Origin of the sequence: Streptococcus devriesei DSM 19639 (assembly GCF_000423725.1) — a bacterium.
GTDB classification, from domain to species: Bacteria; Bacillota; Bacilli; order Lactobacillales; family Streptococcaceae; genus Streptococcus; species Streptococcus devriesei.
In genome coordinates, this window is the sequence record NZ_AUIN01000013.1 from 1 (window position 1) to 16,149 (window position 16,149).

The following is a 16,149-nucleotide window of genomic DNA, read 5'->3' on the forward strand; positions in this document are numbered from 1 at the left end:
TAGTAAGAGCCCTGAGAGAAGATCAGGTAGATAGGTTGGGAGTGGACGTATGGTGACATATGAAGCGGACCAATACTAATCGCTCGAGGACTTATCCAAAGATAAGTAACAGCAGCGGTTTCAAGCGCTATTCAATTATGAGTGAGTTATCTCACATGAGTTAAGTGACGATAGCCTAGGAGATACACCTGTTTCCATGCCGAACACAGCAGTTAAGCCCTAGCACGCCTGAAGTAGTTGGGGGTTGCCCCCTGTGAGATAGGGTAGTCGCTTAGCGAAATTCCGGCATAGCTCAGTTGGTAGTAGCGCATGACTGTTAATCATGATGTCGTAGGTTCGAGTCCTACTGCCGGAGTAATAGAATTTCTGAACACCTCATTGAGGTGTTTTTTGTATGTGAGGAGAAAACAGGACATAAATGTCCTGTTCTTAAAATTGCTTTAGCTTTATAATGATGTCATCATATAAAGGAGGGCATCGTGAAGATGGAAGAAGATTTTGAAATTGCTTTTAATAAAGTTAAGCCGATTATCTTTAAATTGCAGCGCTATTACTTTATTAAACTGTGGACTAGAGAAGACTGGCAGCAAGAGGGAATGCTTGTTTTACATCAGCTATTAAAGGAACATCCCGAATTAACTAGGGATGATTCAAAACTTTATGTTTATTTTAAAACGAGATTCTCTAATTATATTAAAGATGTTTTGCGTCAGCAAGAAAGTCAAAAGCGCCGTTTTAACAAAATGCCGTATGATGAAATTAGTGAAGTGGCTCACTGTGTTTCAACTGCAGGCATGCAACTGGATGAATATGTCTTGTTTTATGATCGTTTAACTGCTTACAAAAAGGGATTAGATGAGGATCAGAAAGAGCAGTTTGAGCGTTTAATCGCTGGCGAACGGTTTTTAGGGAGACAGAAAATGCTTAAGGATCTCAAGAAAAAATTAAGTGATTTTGATGACACGAGTTTAAGAGAACATTAGCCCAAAATTGCTTGTTAGTTTTTGTTACTTATTTTTAGTCCTGATTATCTTATCACAAAAAGGGAAGAGCTATCAAAAAGGTAATCAATTGGGAACAAAAAATAACTTTGCTAAACTTTAAAATAGTCCGCAGGTCAAAGAGCTGGGATATGATACCAGCTCTTTTGTGTGGTTTGGCTGCTTTTGACTGGGGAAAAGTTAGCTTTTATACGGTTTGTCAAACCATACAGGAGAAGTTTTTGGTATAATTAATATAATCATTCACAAGAAAGGCATGCTATGGAAATTGTTGAGAAAGCTCCTGCTAAAATCAATCTTGGTCTTGATATTGCCGGCAAGCGTCAGGATGGTTTTCACGAACTGTCAATGATTATGGTCAGTGTTGACTTAAATGATTATATTACGATTACAGAGACAGCAGAGGATCAAGTTATTGTAAGCTCAAATAGCTGTAAGCTGCCTTTAAATAGTAAAAATGATGTTTGCAAGGCTGCTCAGCTTGTAAAAGAACGCTATCAGATTAGTACTGGTCTTGAAATATCGCTGCAAAAATCGATTCCTATATGTGCTGGTTTAGGCGGAGGCTCCAGTGATGCGGCTGCAACTCTGCGTGCTCTCAATCGTTTATGGGATCTTAACTTATCAGAAGAAGAACTGATTGAAATTGGCTTTGAAATTGGCAGCGATGTTCCTTACTGCATTAAAGGCGGCTGTGCTCTTATTTCGGGTAAAGGGGAGGTTGTTGAAAATCTAACCAGCTCTTTATCAGCCTGGGTTGTTTTGGTTAAGCCAGATTTCGGCATTTCAACGAGAACAATTTTCAAAGAAATTGATACGGAGACGATTTCTCGGGTAAATATTGACGCTTTAAAAGAGGCTATTCTGACAAATTCCTATGAAGATGTGCTGCAATTTATGGGAAATTCACTTGAAGATATTACCATTGCCAGAAAACCTTTTATTCAAAAAATTAAAGATCGTATGGATAAATGCGGGGCTGATATTTCTTTGATGACGGGCAGCGGACCGACAGTTTTTGCGCTTTGCCGGACAGAAAAACGCGCCAACCGCGTTGTCAACAGCATGAAAGGTTTTTGCAGGGAAGTTTACAAGGTGAGAATATTATGAAAAAGAATCGAATTCATTTGATTCTTTTTTTTATTTATGGTAAGATTAAGCGACAAATGATTAACTGGTTAATTAAAAGGAGGGGGCTATGGTATTAGGACAAGAAATTGATCGCTTGATTAATCAAATTGTTTTAAAGGCTGAAAATCAGCACGAACTGCTGATTGGTTCTTGCCAAAGTGAGATTAAACTGACCAATACTCAGGAGCATATTTTGATGCTGCTGTCACAGGAAAATCTGACAAATTCGGACTTGGCCAAACGGCTGAATGTGAGTCAAGCGGCAGTGACAAAAGCGGTCAAATCGCTTGTGAAGCAGGAGATGCTGGAGTCCATCAAAGATAAGGCTGATGCAAGGGTTACTTATTTTCGTCTGACGGATTTAGCTAAGCCTATTGCTCAGGAGCATGAACACCATCATGCTTTGACGCTGTCGGTTTATGATCATCTCTTGGACACCTTTTCAAAAGAGGAGCAGGCTGTTATCAGTCGCTTTTTAACGGCCTTAAGTAAGGGATTAAAGGAGTAGCTGTGCGATATATTACTGTAAAAGATCTATCTTATCAATACGATTCGGAACCTGTTTTAGAAGGGATTAGTTACCATTTAAACAGCGGTGAATTTGTAACGCTGACGGGAGAAAATGGGGCTGCCAAGTCAACTTTGATCAAGGCAACCCTAGGTATTTTAAAACCTAGGGTTGGTTCTGTAGAATTTTCCAAAACGAATGTGGCCGGTAAGAAATTACGTCTGGCCTATCTGCCTCAGCAGATTGCCAGTTTCAATGCCGGTTTTCCAAGTACAGTCTACGAATTTGTCAAATCAGGGCGTTACCCGAGAAATGGCTGGTTCAGAAGGCTGACAAAGCATGATGAAGAGCATATCAAGGCCAGCTTAGAATCCGTCGGTATGTGGGAAAATCGCCAGAAGCCTATCGGCAGTCTTTCCGGCGGTCAGAAGCAGCGTGCTATTATTGCCAGAATGTTTGCCAGTGATCCTGATATTTTTGTGTTAGATGAGCCTACAACAGGGATGGATGCAGGAACAACAGAAACCTTTTATGAGCTGATGCATCACAGTGCCCACCGGCATAATAAAGCGGTCTTGATGATTACGCACGATCCTGAAGAAGTCAAGGCATATGCGGATCGAAATATCCATTTGGTGAGAAATCAAGAGTTGCCTTGGCGCTGTTTTAATATCCATGAAAAAGATAAGGGGGAAAAAGAAGATGTTAAGTGATATATTGGCTTACGATTTCATGCAGCGTGCTTTGCTGGCCGTTGTGGCTATCAGTCTTTTTGCTCCGATTTTGGGCCTGTTTCTCATTTTGCGCCGCCAGAGTTTAATGAGTGATACATTGAGCCATGTCTCCTTAGCGGGTGTTGCGTTTGGGGTTCTGCTGGGAATTTCACCGACATGGACCACCCTTTTTGTGGTAACTTTTGCTGCCGTTGTTCTTGAATACCTGCGTACGGTTTACCGTCACTATATGGAGATTGCTACGGCTATTCTTATGTCCATGGGCTTGGCTCTTTCCTTAATTGTTATGAGCAAGGCCGGCGATGCCAGCAATGTCAGTCTTGAGCAGTATCTCTTTGGTTCTATTATTACCATCAGTCGTGAACAGGTCATTGCCTTGTTTGCGATTGCAGCGGTTGTTTTGATACTTACCTTTTGCTTTATCCGTCCTATGTATATTTTGACTTTTGATGAAGAGACGGCCTTTGTAGATGGTTTGCCTGTTCGGCTTATGTCCATTTTGTTCAATGTTGTTACAGGAGTGGCGATTGCTCTTACTATTCCGGCAGCCGGTGCACTTTTGGTGTCGACGATTATGGTTCTGCCTGCTAGTATTGCAATGCGTCTGGGCAAAAGTTTTAAAACGGTTATTGCACTGGGAATCTTGATTGGTTTCATCGGGATGGTATCTGGAATTTTTATGTCTTATCTGGCTGAAACGCCTGCCAGTGCAACGATTACGATGATTTTTATTGCCATTTTCTTAGCTGTCGGCTTACTCAATCAGCTGATCAAAGATTAAACAGGCTGAAAGTTTACATAAGCTGTCTGCAGAAAAAAAGAGTGAAGTAAAATCGAAATTCTTTAGAAATCGATTTTGCTTCACTTTCTTTGTTATGCTCTTAATAAGTTAAGACAAAATATTTTTTCTTACCGCGGCGGATAACCGTTAATTCGTTATCGATTTTATCTTGATTGGATAATTGGTAATTTAAGTCCTGAACGCGTTCACCATTGATATAAATGGCACCGTTTTGCACATCTTCGCGGGCTTGACGCTTAGAATTAACAATACCGGCAGCGATTAAAATGTCAACAATATTAAAGCTGTCTTCCGGTTTTACAGCATAGTTAGGAACATTGCTGAGGCCTTGTTTGAGTTCTTTGGCAGAAAGGCTCTTGATATTTCCTGCAAAGAGCTGTTCCGTAATCTTTACAGCCTCTTTATAGGCTTCTTCGCCATGAACAAAGGTAACAACCTCTTTTGCCAGTGTTTTCTGTGCTAAACGTTCATGAGGAGCCGCTTCAAATTTAGCACGAATATCTTCAATTTCGTCCAGAGACAGGAAAGTAAAGATTTTAAGGAAACGAACAGCATCGGCATCCATGACATTCAGCCAGAATTGATACATTTCATAAGGTGATGTTTTATCAGGATTGAGCCAGACAGCATTTCCTTCTGATTTGCCAAACTTCTTGCCGGTAGCATCTGTGATTAAAGGAACAGTGATTACATGCCCCTGTGTGTCAGCCTTGCGGCGAAGCAACTCTGTGCCGGCTGTCATATTGCCCCATTGATCGGAGCCGCCGATTTGTAAGGTAACACCGTATTTTTGATTGAGAACGTAAAAGTCATAGGCCTGCATAATTTGGTAGGCAAATTCAGTATATGAAATCCCGGTCTCAATGCGTTTTTTAACGGATTCCTTGCTCATCATGTAGTTGACGGTGAAATATTTACCGACATCACGCAGGAAATCAATAAAGCTGACAGACTCAAACCAGTCATAGTTATTGACCATCTGAGCTTTGTTATCGCCCTTTTCAAACTCAATAAAACGCTCCAGCTGACTGCGGATACTTGCTACCCATTCCTTTACGGTTTCTTTGGTCTGGAGGCTGCGTTCATCATCTTTAAAAGAAGGGTCGCCAATCAATCCGGTAGCGCCTCCTACAAGCGGGTAAGGCTTATGTCCGGCTAATTGCAAATGTTTCATGACCAAAATTGGTACCAGATGACCTAGATGGAGGCTGTCTGCTGTCGGATCATAGCCTGAATAAAAAGAGACATGTCCTTCGTCCAACGCTTTTTTCAGGGCCTCTTCATCAGTAGTTTGAAAGACTAAGCCGCGTGCTTTGAGTTCTTCAAAAATAGTCATATCTTTTCTCCATATTCTTATAACATTACAAAGCATTATATCAAAAACAATAGGGGCTGTGCAAGTTCTTATGAAAGAGGGGGAAAATAATTGGCCTGATTTTGGCAGCAGCTATGTTAAATATGATAAATTTGATATAATGTAAACTGAGGTATTATTATGTCCCTGCTAGAAAAGATAAAAAGAAAGTTTAAAGAAATAATTGCTAAAAAGCCTGATTTTAGCAAAATTAACTTTGCAAAACGGCTTCAAAACTTAAAGTTAAAGGAATTAAAGCGAGCTGACTATCTGGATTTCGGTTCTGTTTTTTTGCGCACCCTGAAACTATTGTCCGATTTTGCTTATATTCTTCTTCTTTTATTTGTTTTCTTAGGCCTTGGTGTGGGTTTTGGTTATCTGGCCAGCCAGGTGGAAAATGTCAAAGTTCCTGATAAGACAGACTTAGTTGCTCAGGTTAATACGTTAACCAGAATTTCCAAAATGACTTATTCAGACAAGTCGCTGATTTCAACTATTGATACAGATCTTTTAAGAACGCCGGTCGATGGTAGGGCGATTTCAGAAAATGTGAAAAAGGCGGTCATTGCAACAGAAGATGAGAATTTTAAAGAGCATCACGGGGTTGTTCCCAAAGCTGTTTTTCGGGCAACTCTGGCCTCTGTTTTGGGCTTGGGTGAAAGCAGCGGCGGCTCAACGCTGACGCAGCAGCTCTTAAAGCAGCAGGTGTTGGGAGATGATCCTACCTTTAAACGCAAAACCAAGGAAATCATTTACGCCCTTGCGCTTGAGCGTTATGAAGATAAGGATAAGATTCTGACCAATTATCTGAATGTCTCTCCGTTTGGACGTAATAATAAAGGACAAAATATCGCCGGTATTGAGGAAGCAGCTCGGGGAATTTTTGGTGTTGCTGCGAAAGATCTGACCATTCCTCAGGCAGCATTTTTAGCCGGTTTGCCGCAAAGTCCTATTACGTATTCGCCTTACACAGCATCAGGAAAACTCAAGTCAGCCGAAGATATGAAGCTGGGCCTGAAGCGCTCACAAAACGTGTTATACAATATGTACCGCACAGGTGTCCTATCAAAAGCTGACTATGAAAGCTATAAGAAATACGATCTGAAAAAAGATTTTAGAAAACCTCAGGCGGCTCAGACAGATTCTCATGATTATTTATATTATTCTGTGTTTGAAGAAGCCCGGGATGCTATGTATGACTATCTTGTCAAAAGGGATAAGGTGTCTGCACAGGATTTAAAAAATGATAAAACCAAAGAAGCCTACAAGGAAAAAGCCTTAAAGGAGCTGCGCCTAGGCGGTTATACGATTACAACAACGATTAATAAGAAGGTTTATAATGCAATGCAGACTGCGGTTGCCCAGCATGGCGGCTCTCTTGATGATGGAACGGGCAAAGTTGAAGTCGGCAATGTTCTGATGGATAATTCCAGCGGAGCTGTCCTTGGATTTGTAGGAGGACGCGACTATAAAAGCAACCAAAACAATCATGCTTTTGATACGGCAAGATCACCCGGATCCAGCATCAAGCCATTATTGGCTTACGGCCCTGCCATTGACCAGGGACTTATGGGCAGCTCAAGCATGCTTTCAAATTATCCCACAACCTTTGCCAGCGGACAAAAAATTATGCATGCCGGTGATAAAGGTACGGCTATGGTCAATCTGCAGGAAGCACTGGATGTTTCTTGGAATATTCCAGCTTACTGGACCTACCAGATGTTACTGCAAAAAGGCGTAGATGTTCCCAATTATATGGAAAAAATGGGCTATCATATTCCTGAATATTATATTGAAAGTCTTCCTTTAGGCGGCGGCGTTGAAACAACGGTTGCTCAGCAGACAAACGGCTATCAGACGCTGGCCAATGGCGGTGTCTATCAAAAACAATATATGGTTGAAAAGATTACTGACAGTCAAGGCAAGGTCATTTATCAGCATCAATCTAAACCGGTGCGGGTCTATTCGAAAGCAACTGCCAGCATCTTAAATGAGCTGCTTAGAGGCCCCATCAGTTCGGGCAAAACCACAACGTTTAAAAATAGGCTGAAAGCTCTTAATTCAGGACTAGCCGGTGCTGACTGGACGGGGAAAACCGGGACAACCGACGACTATACAGATGTCTGGCTGATTTTGTCTACCCCTAAGACAACACTGGGCGGCTGGGCAGGTCATGATAATAATACTTCCTTAGCAAGCATGACCGGTTATAATAACAACGCCCAATATATGGCGTATTTGGTCAATGCCATTAATCAGGCGGATCCGACTGTTTGGGGAGCCAATCAGCGTTTCGGACTTGATTCCAGCGTTATTAAAGCAAATGTCTTGAAATCAACAGGTCTGAAGCCGGCGACTGTCAATGTGAACGGCAAGACTATTTCTGTCGGAGGCGCAACGACGACGAGCTACTGGGCGAAAAACGGTCCCGGCAATACGGTCTATAAATTTGCCATAGGCGGCACAGACAGCGATTATCAAAAGGCTTGGTCAAGCATTGGAGGCAGGTAGTGTTTCTTGACAAGCATAGGGAGATAGTATATAATATATGTAACTATTTGTCGTCTGCTTTGATTGAAATATTGTCCAATCAGAGCTTACAGCAGTTAAATCAAACTTTAAAGAGTCAGATTTAGCTGCTCTTTTTGTGCTTAATTTTAGGGAACAGGTCTATTTGTAATAGATATTTAAAATTTCTGAAAATTAGTGTAAGCGGCAAATTTGCTAACGTTTTGGCCTCTTGAGAGGTCTAGAAAGAAGAAGGAGTTAAAACTTGGCAGGACATGAAGTTCAATACGGTAAGCACCGTACTCGTCGCAGTTTTTCAAGAATCAAAGAGGTTCTTGATTTACCAAATTTGATTGAAATTCAAACGGACTCATTCAAAGACTTTTTGGATACTGGTCTTAAGGAAGTTTTTGAAGATGTTTTTCCTATTTCAAACTTTACGGAAACCATGGAACTTGAGTTTGTAGGGTATGAAATAAAGGAACCTAAGTATACTTTGGAAGAAGCAAGCGCTCATGATGCCCACTATTCAGCGCCGATTTTTGTGACCTTCCGCCTGATTAATAAAGAAACGGGTGAAATCAAGACTCAGGAAGTTTTCTTCGGTGATTTCCCGCTAATGACTGAAATGGGGACTTTTATTATCAATGGTGCTGAGCGTATCATTGTTTCCCAGTTAGTTCGCTCGCCGGGTGTTTACTTTAATGATAAGGTTGATAAAAACGGTAAAGTCGGCTATGGTTCTACTGTTATTCCCAACCGCGGTGCCTGGCTTGAACTTGAGACAGACTCTAAGGATATTGCCTATACAAGGATTGACCGGACGCGTAAAATTCCATTTACAACGCTGGTGCGGGCTCTTGGATTTTCCGGCGATGATGAAATTCTTGATATTTTCGGTGAGAGCGACTTGGTACGCAATACTATCGAGAAAGACATCCACAAAAATCCGAATGATTCCAGAACCGATGAAGCTCTGAAAGAAATTTACGAGCGTCTTCGTCCGGGTGAACCAAAGACAGCTGACAGTTCACGCAGCCTTTTGATTGCGCGTTTCTTTGATGCGCGCCGCTACGATTTAGCAGCTGTCGGCCGTTATAAGATTAACAAAAAATTAAATATCAAAACCCGTCTTTTGAATCAGGTTATTGCTGAAAATCTGGTGGACCCTGAAACAGGTGAAATTCTGGTTGAAGCAGGAACTGAAATGACACGCAGTGTGATTGATTCTATCTCTGATTATCTGGAAGGCGATCTCAACAAGATTGTCTATACACCTAATGAGTATGCTGTTTTGACAGAACCCGTTATTCTGCAAAAATTCAAAGTCGTAGCTCCTACTGATCCGGACCGTGTTGTGACCATTGTCGGCAATGCTAATCCAGATGATAAGGTACGTCACCTGACACCTGCTGATATCTTAGCTGAAATGTCTTATTTCCTTAATTTAGCTGAAGGTCTCGGCAAGGTTGACGATATTGACCACTTAGGTAACCGCCGTATCCGTGCCGTCGGTGAATTGCTGGCTAACCAATTCCGTATTGGCCTGGCCCGTATGGAGAGAAATGTCCGTGAACGCATGTCTGTTCAAGACAACGAAGTGCTTACACCGCAACAGATCATCAACATCCGTCCGGTGACAGCTGCTATCAAAGAATTCTTTGGCTCTTCTCAATTATCACAATTCATGGATCAGCACAATCCGCTGTCTGAGCTGTCTCATAAGCGCCGTTTGTCAGCCTTAGGACCTGGCGGTCTGACACGTGACCGTGCAGGTTATGAAGTGCGTGATGTGCACTACACTCATTACGGCCGTATGTGTCCGATTGAAACGCCTGAAGGACCAAACATCGGTTTGATCAACAACTTATCTTCATACGGACATCTCAACAAATATGGTTTCATCCAAACACCATATCGTAAGGTTGACCGTACCACAGGTGTGGTTACCAACGAAATTGAATGGCTGACTGCGGATGAAGAAGATGAATATACTGTTGCTCAGGCAAACTCAAAACTCAATGAAGATGGAACATTTGCCGAAGAAATCGTCATGGGACGCCACCAAGGGAATAACCAGGAATTTCCGGCAAGCTCAGTAGAGTACATGGATGTTTCTCCTAAACAGGTAGTTGCGGTGGCAACGGCATGTATTCCATTCCTTGAAAACGATGACTCCAACCGTGCACTTATGGGTGCCAACATGCAGCGTCAGGCCGTTCCTTTGATTGATCCTAAAGCTCCGCTTGTCGGAACAGGTATGGAATATCAGGCTGCCCATGATTCAGGAGCTGCTATTATCGCTCAAAATAACGGTAAAGTTGTTTATTCTGATGCCGACAAGGTTGAAGTCCGCCGTGAAGACGGCTCTCTTGACGTGTACAATATCACAAAATTCCGCCGTTCTAACTCAGGAACTGCCTATAACCAACGCACACTTGTCAAGGTAGGAGACAGTGTGGAAAAGGGTGACTTTATTGCTGATGGTCCTTCTATGGAAAAAGGCGAAATGGCGCTTGGTCAAAACCCTATTGTTGCTTACATGACATGGGAAGGCTATAACTTTGAAGATGCCGTTATCATGAGTGAACGTCTGGTTAAGGATGATGTTTACACATCTGTGCACTTGGAAGAATTTGAATCAGAAACTCGTGATACAAAACTTGGCCCTGAAGAGATTACCCGTGAGATTCCAAATGTCGGAGAAGAAGCTCTCAAAGATCTTGATGAAATGGGAATTATCCGCATTGGTGCAGAAGTGAAAGAAGGCGACATCCTTGTCGGGAAGGTAACGCCTAAAGGCGAAAAGGATCTGACCGCTGAAGAGCGCCTCCTGCATGCTATCTTTGGTGATAAATCACGGGAAGTGCGCGATACCTCTCTTCGTGTACCTCACGGCGGCGACGGTGTTGTCTGTGATGTTAAAATCTTTACTCGTGCCAATGGTGATGAACTTCAATCAGGAGTTAATACGCTTGTTCGTGTTTACATTGCTCAAAAACGTAAGATCAAAGTCGGAGATAAGATGGCCGGACGCCACGGAAACAAAGGTGTCGTTTCACGTATTGTTCCTGTTGAGGACATGCCGTATCTTCCGGACGGAACTCCTGTTGACATCATGCTGAACCCTCTTGGGGTGCCATCACGGATGAATATCGGACAGGTTATGGAGCTCCACCTTGGGATGGCTGCCCGCAGCTTAGGCATTCATATCGCAACGCCGGTCTTTGACGGTGCAACGTCCGATGATCTTTGGGAAACTGTTAAAGAAGCGGGAATGGCTGCTGATGCTAAGACAGTCCTTTATGATGGCCGGACTGGCGAACCGTTTGACAACCGTGTGTCTGTCGGTGTCATGTACATGATTAAACTCCACCACATGGTTGACGATAAGCTCCATGCCCGTTCTGTCGGTCCTTACTCAACTATCACTCAGCAGCCGCTGGGAGGTAAAGCACAATTCGGCGGACAGCGTTTTGGTGAAATGGAAGTTTGGGCTCTTGAAGCTTACGGTGCGTCAAATGTTCTGCAAGAAATTCTGACTTACAAGTCTGATGATATTACAGGCCGTCTCAAAGCTTATGAAGCTATTACCAAAGGCAATCCAATTCCAAAACCAGGTGTGCCGGAGTCATTCCGCGTTCTTGTGAAGGAACTGCAGTCACTGGGACTTGATATGCGCGTCCTTGATGAAGATGACAGAGAAGTTGAACTTCGTGATCTCGATGAAGGCGAAGATGAAGATGTTATGCACGTTGATGATCTTGAAAAAGCGCGTGAAAAACAAGTCATTGAAGCTGCCGAATTTGCAAATGGTGATGAAAAATAACAGATAAACAAACTGCTGGCTGCTTAACCTATAGTTTAGGCAGTCTAGCTGCTGATAATCATAAGAAAGGTAAAATTAGTGGTTGACGTAAATCGTTTTAAAAGTATGCAAATCACATTAGCTTCACCTAATAAAGTCCGTTCATGGTCTTACGGTGAGGTTAAAAAACCTGAAACAATCAACTATCGGACCTTGAAACCAGAACGTGACGGTCTGTTTGATGAGGTTATTTTCGGTCCTACTAAGGATTGGGAATGTGCCTGCGGCAAATACAAGCGCATTCGCTACAAAGGGATTATTTGTGACCGCTGCGGCGTTGAGGTGACTCGTACCAGAGTTCGCCGTGAACGCATGGGGCATATCGAATTGAAAGCGCCTGTTTCTCATATCTGGTATTTCAAAGGTATCCCTTCTCGTATGGGTCTCACTCTTGATATGAGCCCACGCGCTTTAGAAGAAGTTATTTACTTTGCAGCTTATGTGGTGATTGATCCTAAGGATACACCGCTTGAGCCAAAATCTCTTTTGACTGAGCGCGAATACCGTGAAAAACTTCAAGAGTACGGTCCGGGATCATTTGTTGCCAAAATGGGTGCAGAAGCGATTCAAGACCTCTTGAAACGTGTTGATTTAGATGCAGAAATTGCAGAGCTGAAAGCAGAATTAAAAACAGTTTCCGGACAAAAACGGGTGAAAGCTGTCCGTCGTTTGGATGTTCTTGATGCTTTCCAAAAATCGGGCAATAAACCTGAGTGGATGGTACTTAACATCCTGCCGGTTATTCCGCCTGATCTTCGTCCGATGCTGCAATTGGATGGCGGCCGCTTTACAACTTCTGACCTTAACGATCTCTACCGCCGTGTTATTAACCGTAACAACCGTTTGGCGCGTTTGCTCGAGCTGAATGCTCCCGGCATTATTGTGCAAAATGAAAAACGGATGCTGCAGGAAGCGGTGGATGCTCTGATTGATAATGGCCGCCGCGGCCGTCCGATTACCGGACCTGGCAGCCGTCCATTGAAATCATTGAGCCACATGCTTAAAGGTAAGCAAGGCCGTTTTCGTCAAAACCTCCTTGGTAAACGTGTCGACTTCTCAGGACGTTCGGTTATTGCTGTCGGTCCGACACTTAAGATGTACCAATGCGGTGTGCCGCGTGAAATGGCGATTGAGCTCTTTAAACCGTTTGTTATGCGTGAGATTGTAGCGCGAGACATCGTACAAAATGTCAAGGCAGCAAAACGCTTGATTGAGCGCGGCGATGACCGCATTTGGGATATTCTTGAGGAGGTCATTAAAGAGCATCCGGTTCTTCTTAACCGCGCACCGACTCTTCACCGCTTGGGTATTCAAGCTTTTGAACCCGTTTTGATTGACGGTAAGGCTCTGCGGCTCCATCCGCTGGCCTGTGAAGCTTACAACGCCGACTTTGACGGGGACCAAATGGCTATTCACGTGCCGCTGTCTGAAGAAGCTCAAGCAGAAGCTCGTCTCTTGATGCTGGCTGCTGAACACATTCTTAATCCTAAAGATGGTAAGCCAGTCGTTACCCCATCTCAAGATATGGTTCTTGGTAACTACTATTTAACCATGGAAGATGCCGGCCGTGAGGGTGAAGGAATGGTCTTCAAAGACCGTGATGAAGCTGTTATGGCCTATCGCAACGGCTATGTTCATCTCCACAGCCGTGTCGGTATTGCTGTTGACAGCATGTCTGACAAACCATGGACAGATGAGCAAAAGCACAAAATCATGATTACAACTGTTGGTAAAATTCTCTTCAATGATATTATGCCGGCAGACCTTCCTTACCTTCAGGAGCCAAACAATGCCAACTTAACAGACAAAACGCCTGATAAGTATTTCTTAACGCCTGGCTCTGATATCAAGGAAGTTATCAAAAATCTTGACTTAAATATTCCATTTAAGAAGAAAAATCTTGGTAACATTATCGCTGAAATCTTTAAACGTTTCCGCACAACTGAAACTTCAGCCTTTCTTGACCGTTTGAAAGACCTCGGTTATTATCATTCAACCTTGGCCGGTTTAACAGTAGGTATCGCTGACATTCCAGTTATTGATAACAAGCAGGAAATTATAGATGCAGCTCACCATCGTGTTGAAGACATTTCCAAAGCTTTCCGCCGCGGTCTCATGACAGACGAGGATCGCTATGAAGCTGTTACGGCAACTTGGCGTGATGCTAAGGAAAAACTGGAAGAGCGTTTGGTTGAAACACAGGATTCTAAGAATCCAATCGTTATGATGATGGACTCTGGAGCGCGTGGTAACATCTCTAACTTCTCCCAGCTTGCCGGTATGCGCGGCTTGATGGCTGCTCCTAACGGACGCATCATGGAACTGCCGATCCTTTCAAACTTCCGTGAAGGTCTGTCTGTTTTGGAAATGTTCTTCTCAACCCACGGTGCCCGTAAAGGGATGACCGATACAGCGCTTAAGACTGCCGATTCCGGCTATCTTACCCGCCGTTTGGTTGATGTTGCCCAAGATGTTATTATTCGTGAAGACGACTGTCACACTGACCGCGGTCTGACGATTACAGCCATCACCGATGGTAAGGAAGTAACAGAAACGCTTGAAGAACGTCTTGTCGGCCGTTACACCAAGAAGACCGTCAGACATCCGGAAACAAATCAGGTTCTCGTTGGAGCTGATGAGTTGATTACTGAAGACATGGCTCGTAAGATTGTAGATGCTGGTGTTACTGAGGTGACTATCCGTTCAGTCTTTACATGTAATACGCGTCATGGAGTCTGCCGTCATTGTTATGGTATCAACTTGGCAACAGGTGATGCTGTTGAAGTTGGTGAAGCAGTTGGTACGATTGCTGCCCAATCCATCGGTGAACCAGGTACACAGCTTACTATGCGTACCTTCCACACAGGCGGTGTTGCTTCAAATGCCGACATTACACAGGGTCTTCCTCGTATCCAAGAAATCTTTGAAGCCCGCAACCCTAAAGGTGAGGCTGTTATCACAGAGGTTAAGGGACAAGTCACAGACATTGAAGAAGACGCTGCTACCCGCACTAAAAAGGTTTATGTCAAAGGTGCAACAGGAGAAGGTGAGTACACAGTACCATTTACAGCTCGCATGAAAGTTGAAGTGGGTGATGAAGTTCACCGCGGAGCACCACTGACAGAAGGTTCTATCCAGCCTAAACACTTGCTGGAAGTCCGTGACACCTTATCTGTTGAAATTTATCTTCTTTCTGAAGTCCAAAAAGTGTATCGCAGCCAAGGGGTAGAAATCGGAGATAAGCACGTTGAAGTTATGGTTCGCCAAATGCTTCGCAAAGTCCGTGTTATGGATCCGGGAGATACAGATCTTCTTCCGGGCGTTCTGATGGATATTGCTGACTTTACAGATGCCAATAAAGATATTGTCATTGCCGGCGGTATTCCAGCCACAAGCCGTCCGGTTCTTATGGGAATTACGAAAGCTTCCCTTGAAACAAATTCATTCTTATCAGCTGCTTCTTTCCAAGAAACAACTCGTGTTCTTACAGATGCTGCTATCCGCGGTAAGAAGGATCACTTGCTTGGTCTTAAAGAAAATGTTATTATCGGTAAGATTATTCCGGCTGGTACCGGAATGGCACGCTACCGCAACATTGAGCCGCAGGCTGTTAATGAAGTCGAGCTTATTGAAGATACTGAAACTGATGAAAGTCTCGTAACAGAATAGAGAAGAGCCCTGCTTAGCAGGGCTTTTTTATAATAATTCTAATCTTTCTCACAAATGAGCAAAATTTTTTTAAAAATGAGGCTTTTCCTATATAATGAGTGTATCAAGGAAGTAAAGTTTATGTATCAAGTAGTAAAAATGTACGGCGATATGGAACCCTGGTGGTTCTTAGATGGCTGGAAAGATGACATTGTTCAGGTCCATGAATTTGAGCATTATTATGAAGCTTTGAAATGTTATAAAAAGGAATGGTTAAACTTACATGGTGCCCATTCAAGTTTTAACAGCCGCAGCAGTATTATGACCGCGTTTTGGGATATTGAAGACCAGCGCTGGTGTGAAGAATGTGATGAATATGTACAGCAGTACTATTCCTTAGCTCTTTTAACCGACTGGCAGGAAATCCCTGAGGAAATGCACCGCCCGGCCTATGACAGACAAAGCGACAAGCCTAATCACCGAGCCTGTTCTATTAAGAAAAATAAACCGCAAGTGTAAGCTGCGGTTTATTTTTTTGGCTTTAAAAGCAATAATTCATAATATTTTATGCAAAATGCTCCTTCTTTGCGAATAA

At 43.2% G+C, this 16,149-nt stretch carries 10 protein-coding genes, 1 tRNA gene and 2 rRNA genes; 12 read left to right on the forward strand and 1 reads right to left on the reverse strand.

Features of this window, described 5'->3' with window-relative positions; translation table 11 throughout:
• From G573_RS0102655 to G573_RS0102700, 8 genes are all read left to right on the forward strand, one after another.
• A 23S ribosomal RNA gene (locus G573_RS0102655) occupies window positions 1-99 on the forward strand; the annotation flags it as partial.
• A 61-nt stretch (window positions 100-160) separates the two neighbouring features.
• A 5S ribosomal RNA gene (rrf, locus tag G573_RS0102660) occupies window positions 161-276 on the forward strand.
• A 5-nt stretch (window positions 277-281) separates the two neighbouring features.
• Window positions 282-355: transfer RNA gene (locus G573_RS0102665), tRNA-Asn, on the forward strand.
• Window positions 356-485: 130 nt separating this feature from the next.
• A complete protein-coding gene (locus G573_RS0102670) occupies window positions 486-983 on the forward strand; it encodes a sigma-70 RNA polymerase sigma factor region 4 domain-containing protein (protein WP_027975262.1) in 498 nt (165 codons plus the stop codon).
• A 279-nt stretch (window positions 984-1,262) separates the two neighbouring features.
• Entirely contained in the window at window positions 1,263-2,111 is an 849-nt protein-coding gene (gene ispE / locus G573_RS0102680; protein WP_027975263.1) for a 4-(cytidine 5'-diphospho)-2-C-methyl-D-erythritol kinase, read from the forward strand.
• An 88-nt stretch (window positions 2,112-2,199) separates the two neighbouring features.
• The gene (locus G573_RS0102690) at window positions 2,200-2,640 is read left to right on the forward strand and encodes a zinc-dependent MarR family transcriptional regulator (protein ID WP_027975264.1); all 441 of its coding nucleotides are present in this window, start codon (window positions 2,200-2,202) and stop codon (window positions 2,638-2,640) included.
• A 2-nt stretch (window positions 2,641-2,642) separates the two neighbouring features.
• Window positions 2,643-3,353 (forward strand): metal ABC transporter ATP-binding protein, encoded by a 711-nt coding sequence (locus G573_RS0102695; RefSeq protein ID WP_027975265.1) that lies wholly within the window; start codon window positions 2,643-2,645, stop codon window positions 3,351-3,353.
• A complete protein-coding gene (locus G573_RS0102700; protein ID WP_027975266.1) occupies window positions 3,343-4,155 on the forward strand; it encodes a metal ABC transporter permease in 813 nt (270 codons plus the stop codon). Before G573_RS0102695 ends, G573_RS0102700 begins: the two co-directional genes overlap by 11 nt.
• A 100-nt stretch (window positions 4,156-4,255) precedes the next feature.
• Here G573_RS0102700 and tyrS read toward each other — a convergent pair whose 3' ends face one another.
• Window positions 4,256-5,512 (reverse strand): tyrosine--tRNA ligase, encoded by a 1,257-nt coding sequence (tyrS, locus tag G573_RS0102705; protein WP_027975267.1) that lies wholly within the window; start codon window positions 5,510-5,512, stop codon window positions 4,256-4,258.
• Between the two features lie 159 nt (window positions 5,513-5,671).
• On the opposite strand from tyrS, the gene pbp1b reads away from it, so the two are divergent.
• The 4 genes from pbp1b (at window position 5,672) to G573_RS0102725 (ending at window position 16,073) form a co-directional block, all read left to right on the forward strand.
• Window positions 5,672-8,041: a penicillin-binding protein PBP1B gene (pbp1b, locus tag G573_RS0102710; RefSeq protein WP_027975268.1), complete on the forward strand. Its 2,370-nt coding sequence runs from the start codon at window positions 5,672-5,674 to the stop codon at window positions 8,039-8,041.
• 262 nt (window positions 8,042-8,303) lie between these two features.
• Complete coding sequence (gene rpoB / locus G573_RS0102715) at window positions 8,304-11,867, forward strand: DNA-directed RNA polymerase subunit beta (RefSeq protein ID WP_027975269.1); 3,564 nt, start codon at window positions 8,304-8,306, stop codon at window positions 11,865-11,867.
• A gap of 78 nt (window positions 11,868-11,945) precedes the next feature.
• Window positions 11,946-15,575 (forward strand): DNA-directed RNA polymerase subunit beta', encoded by a 3,630-nt coding sequence (gene rpoC / locus G573_RS0102720; RefSeq protein ID WP_027975270.1) that lies wholly within the window; start codon window positions 11,946-11,948, stop codon window positions 15,573-15,575.
• Window positions 15,576-15,695: 120 nt separating this feature from the next.
• On the forward strand, window positions 15,696-16,073 hold the full coding sequence (locus G573_RS0102725) for a DUF1033 family protein (RefSeq protein ID WP_027975271.1): 378 nt from the start codon (window positions 15,696-15,698) through the stop codon (window positions 16,071-16,073).
• Window positions 16,074-16,149: the final 76 nt, after the last annotated feature.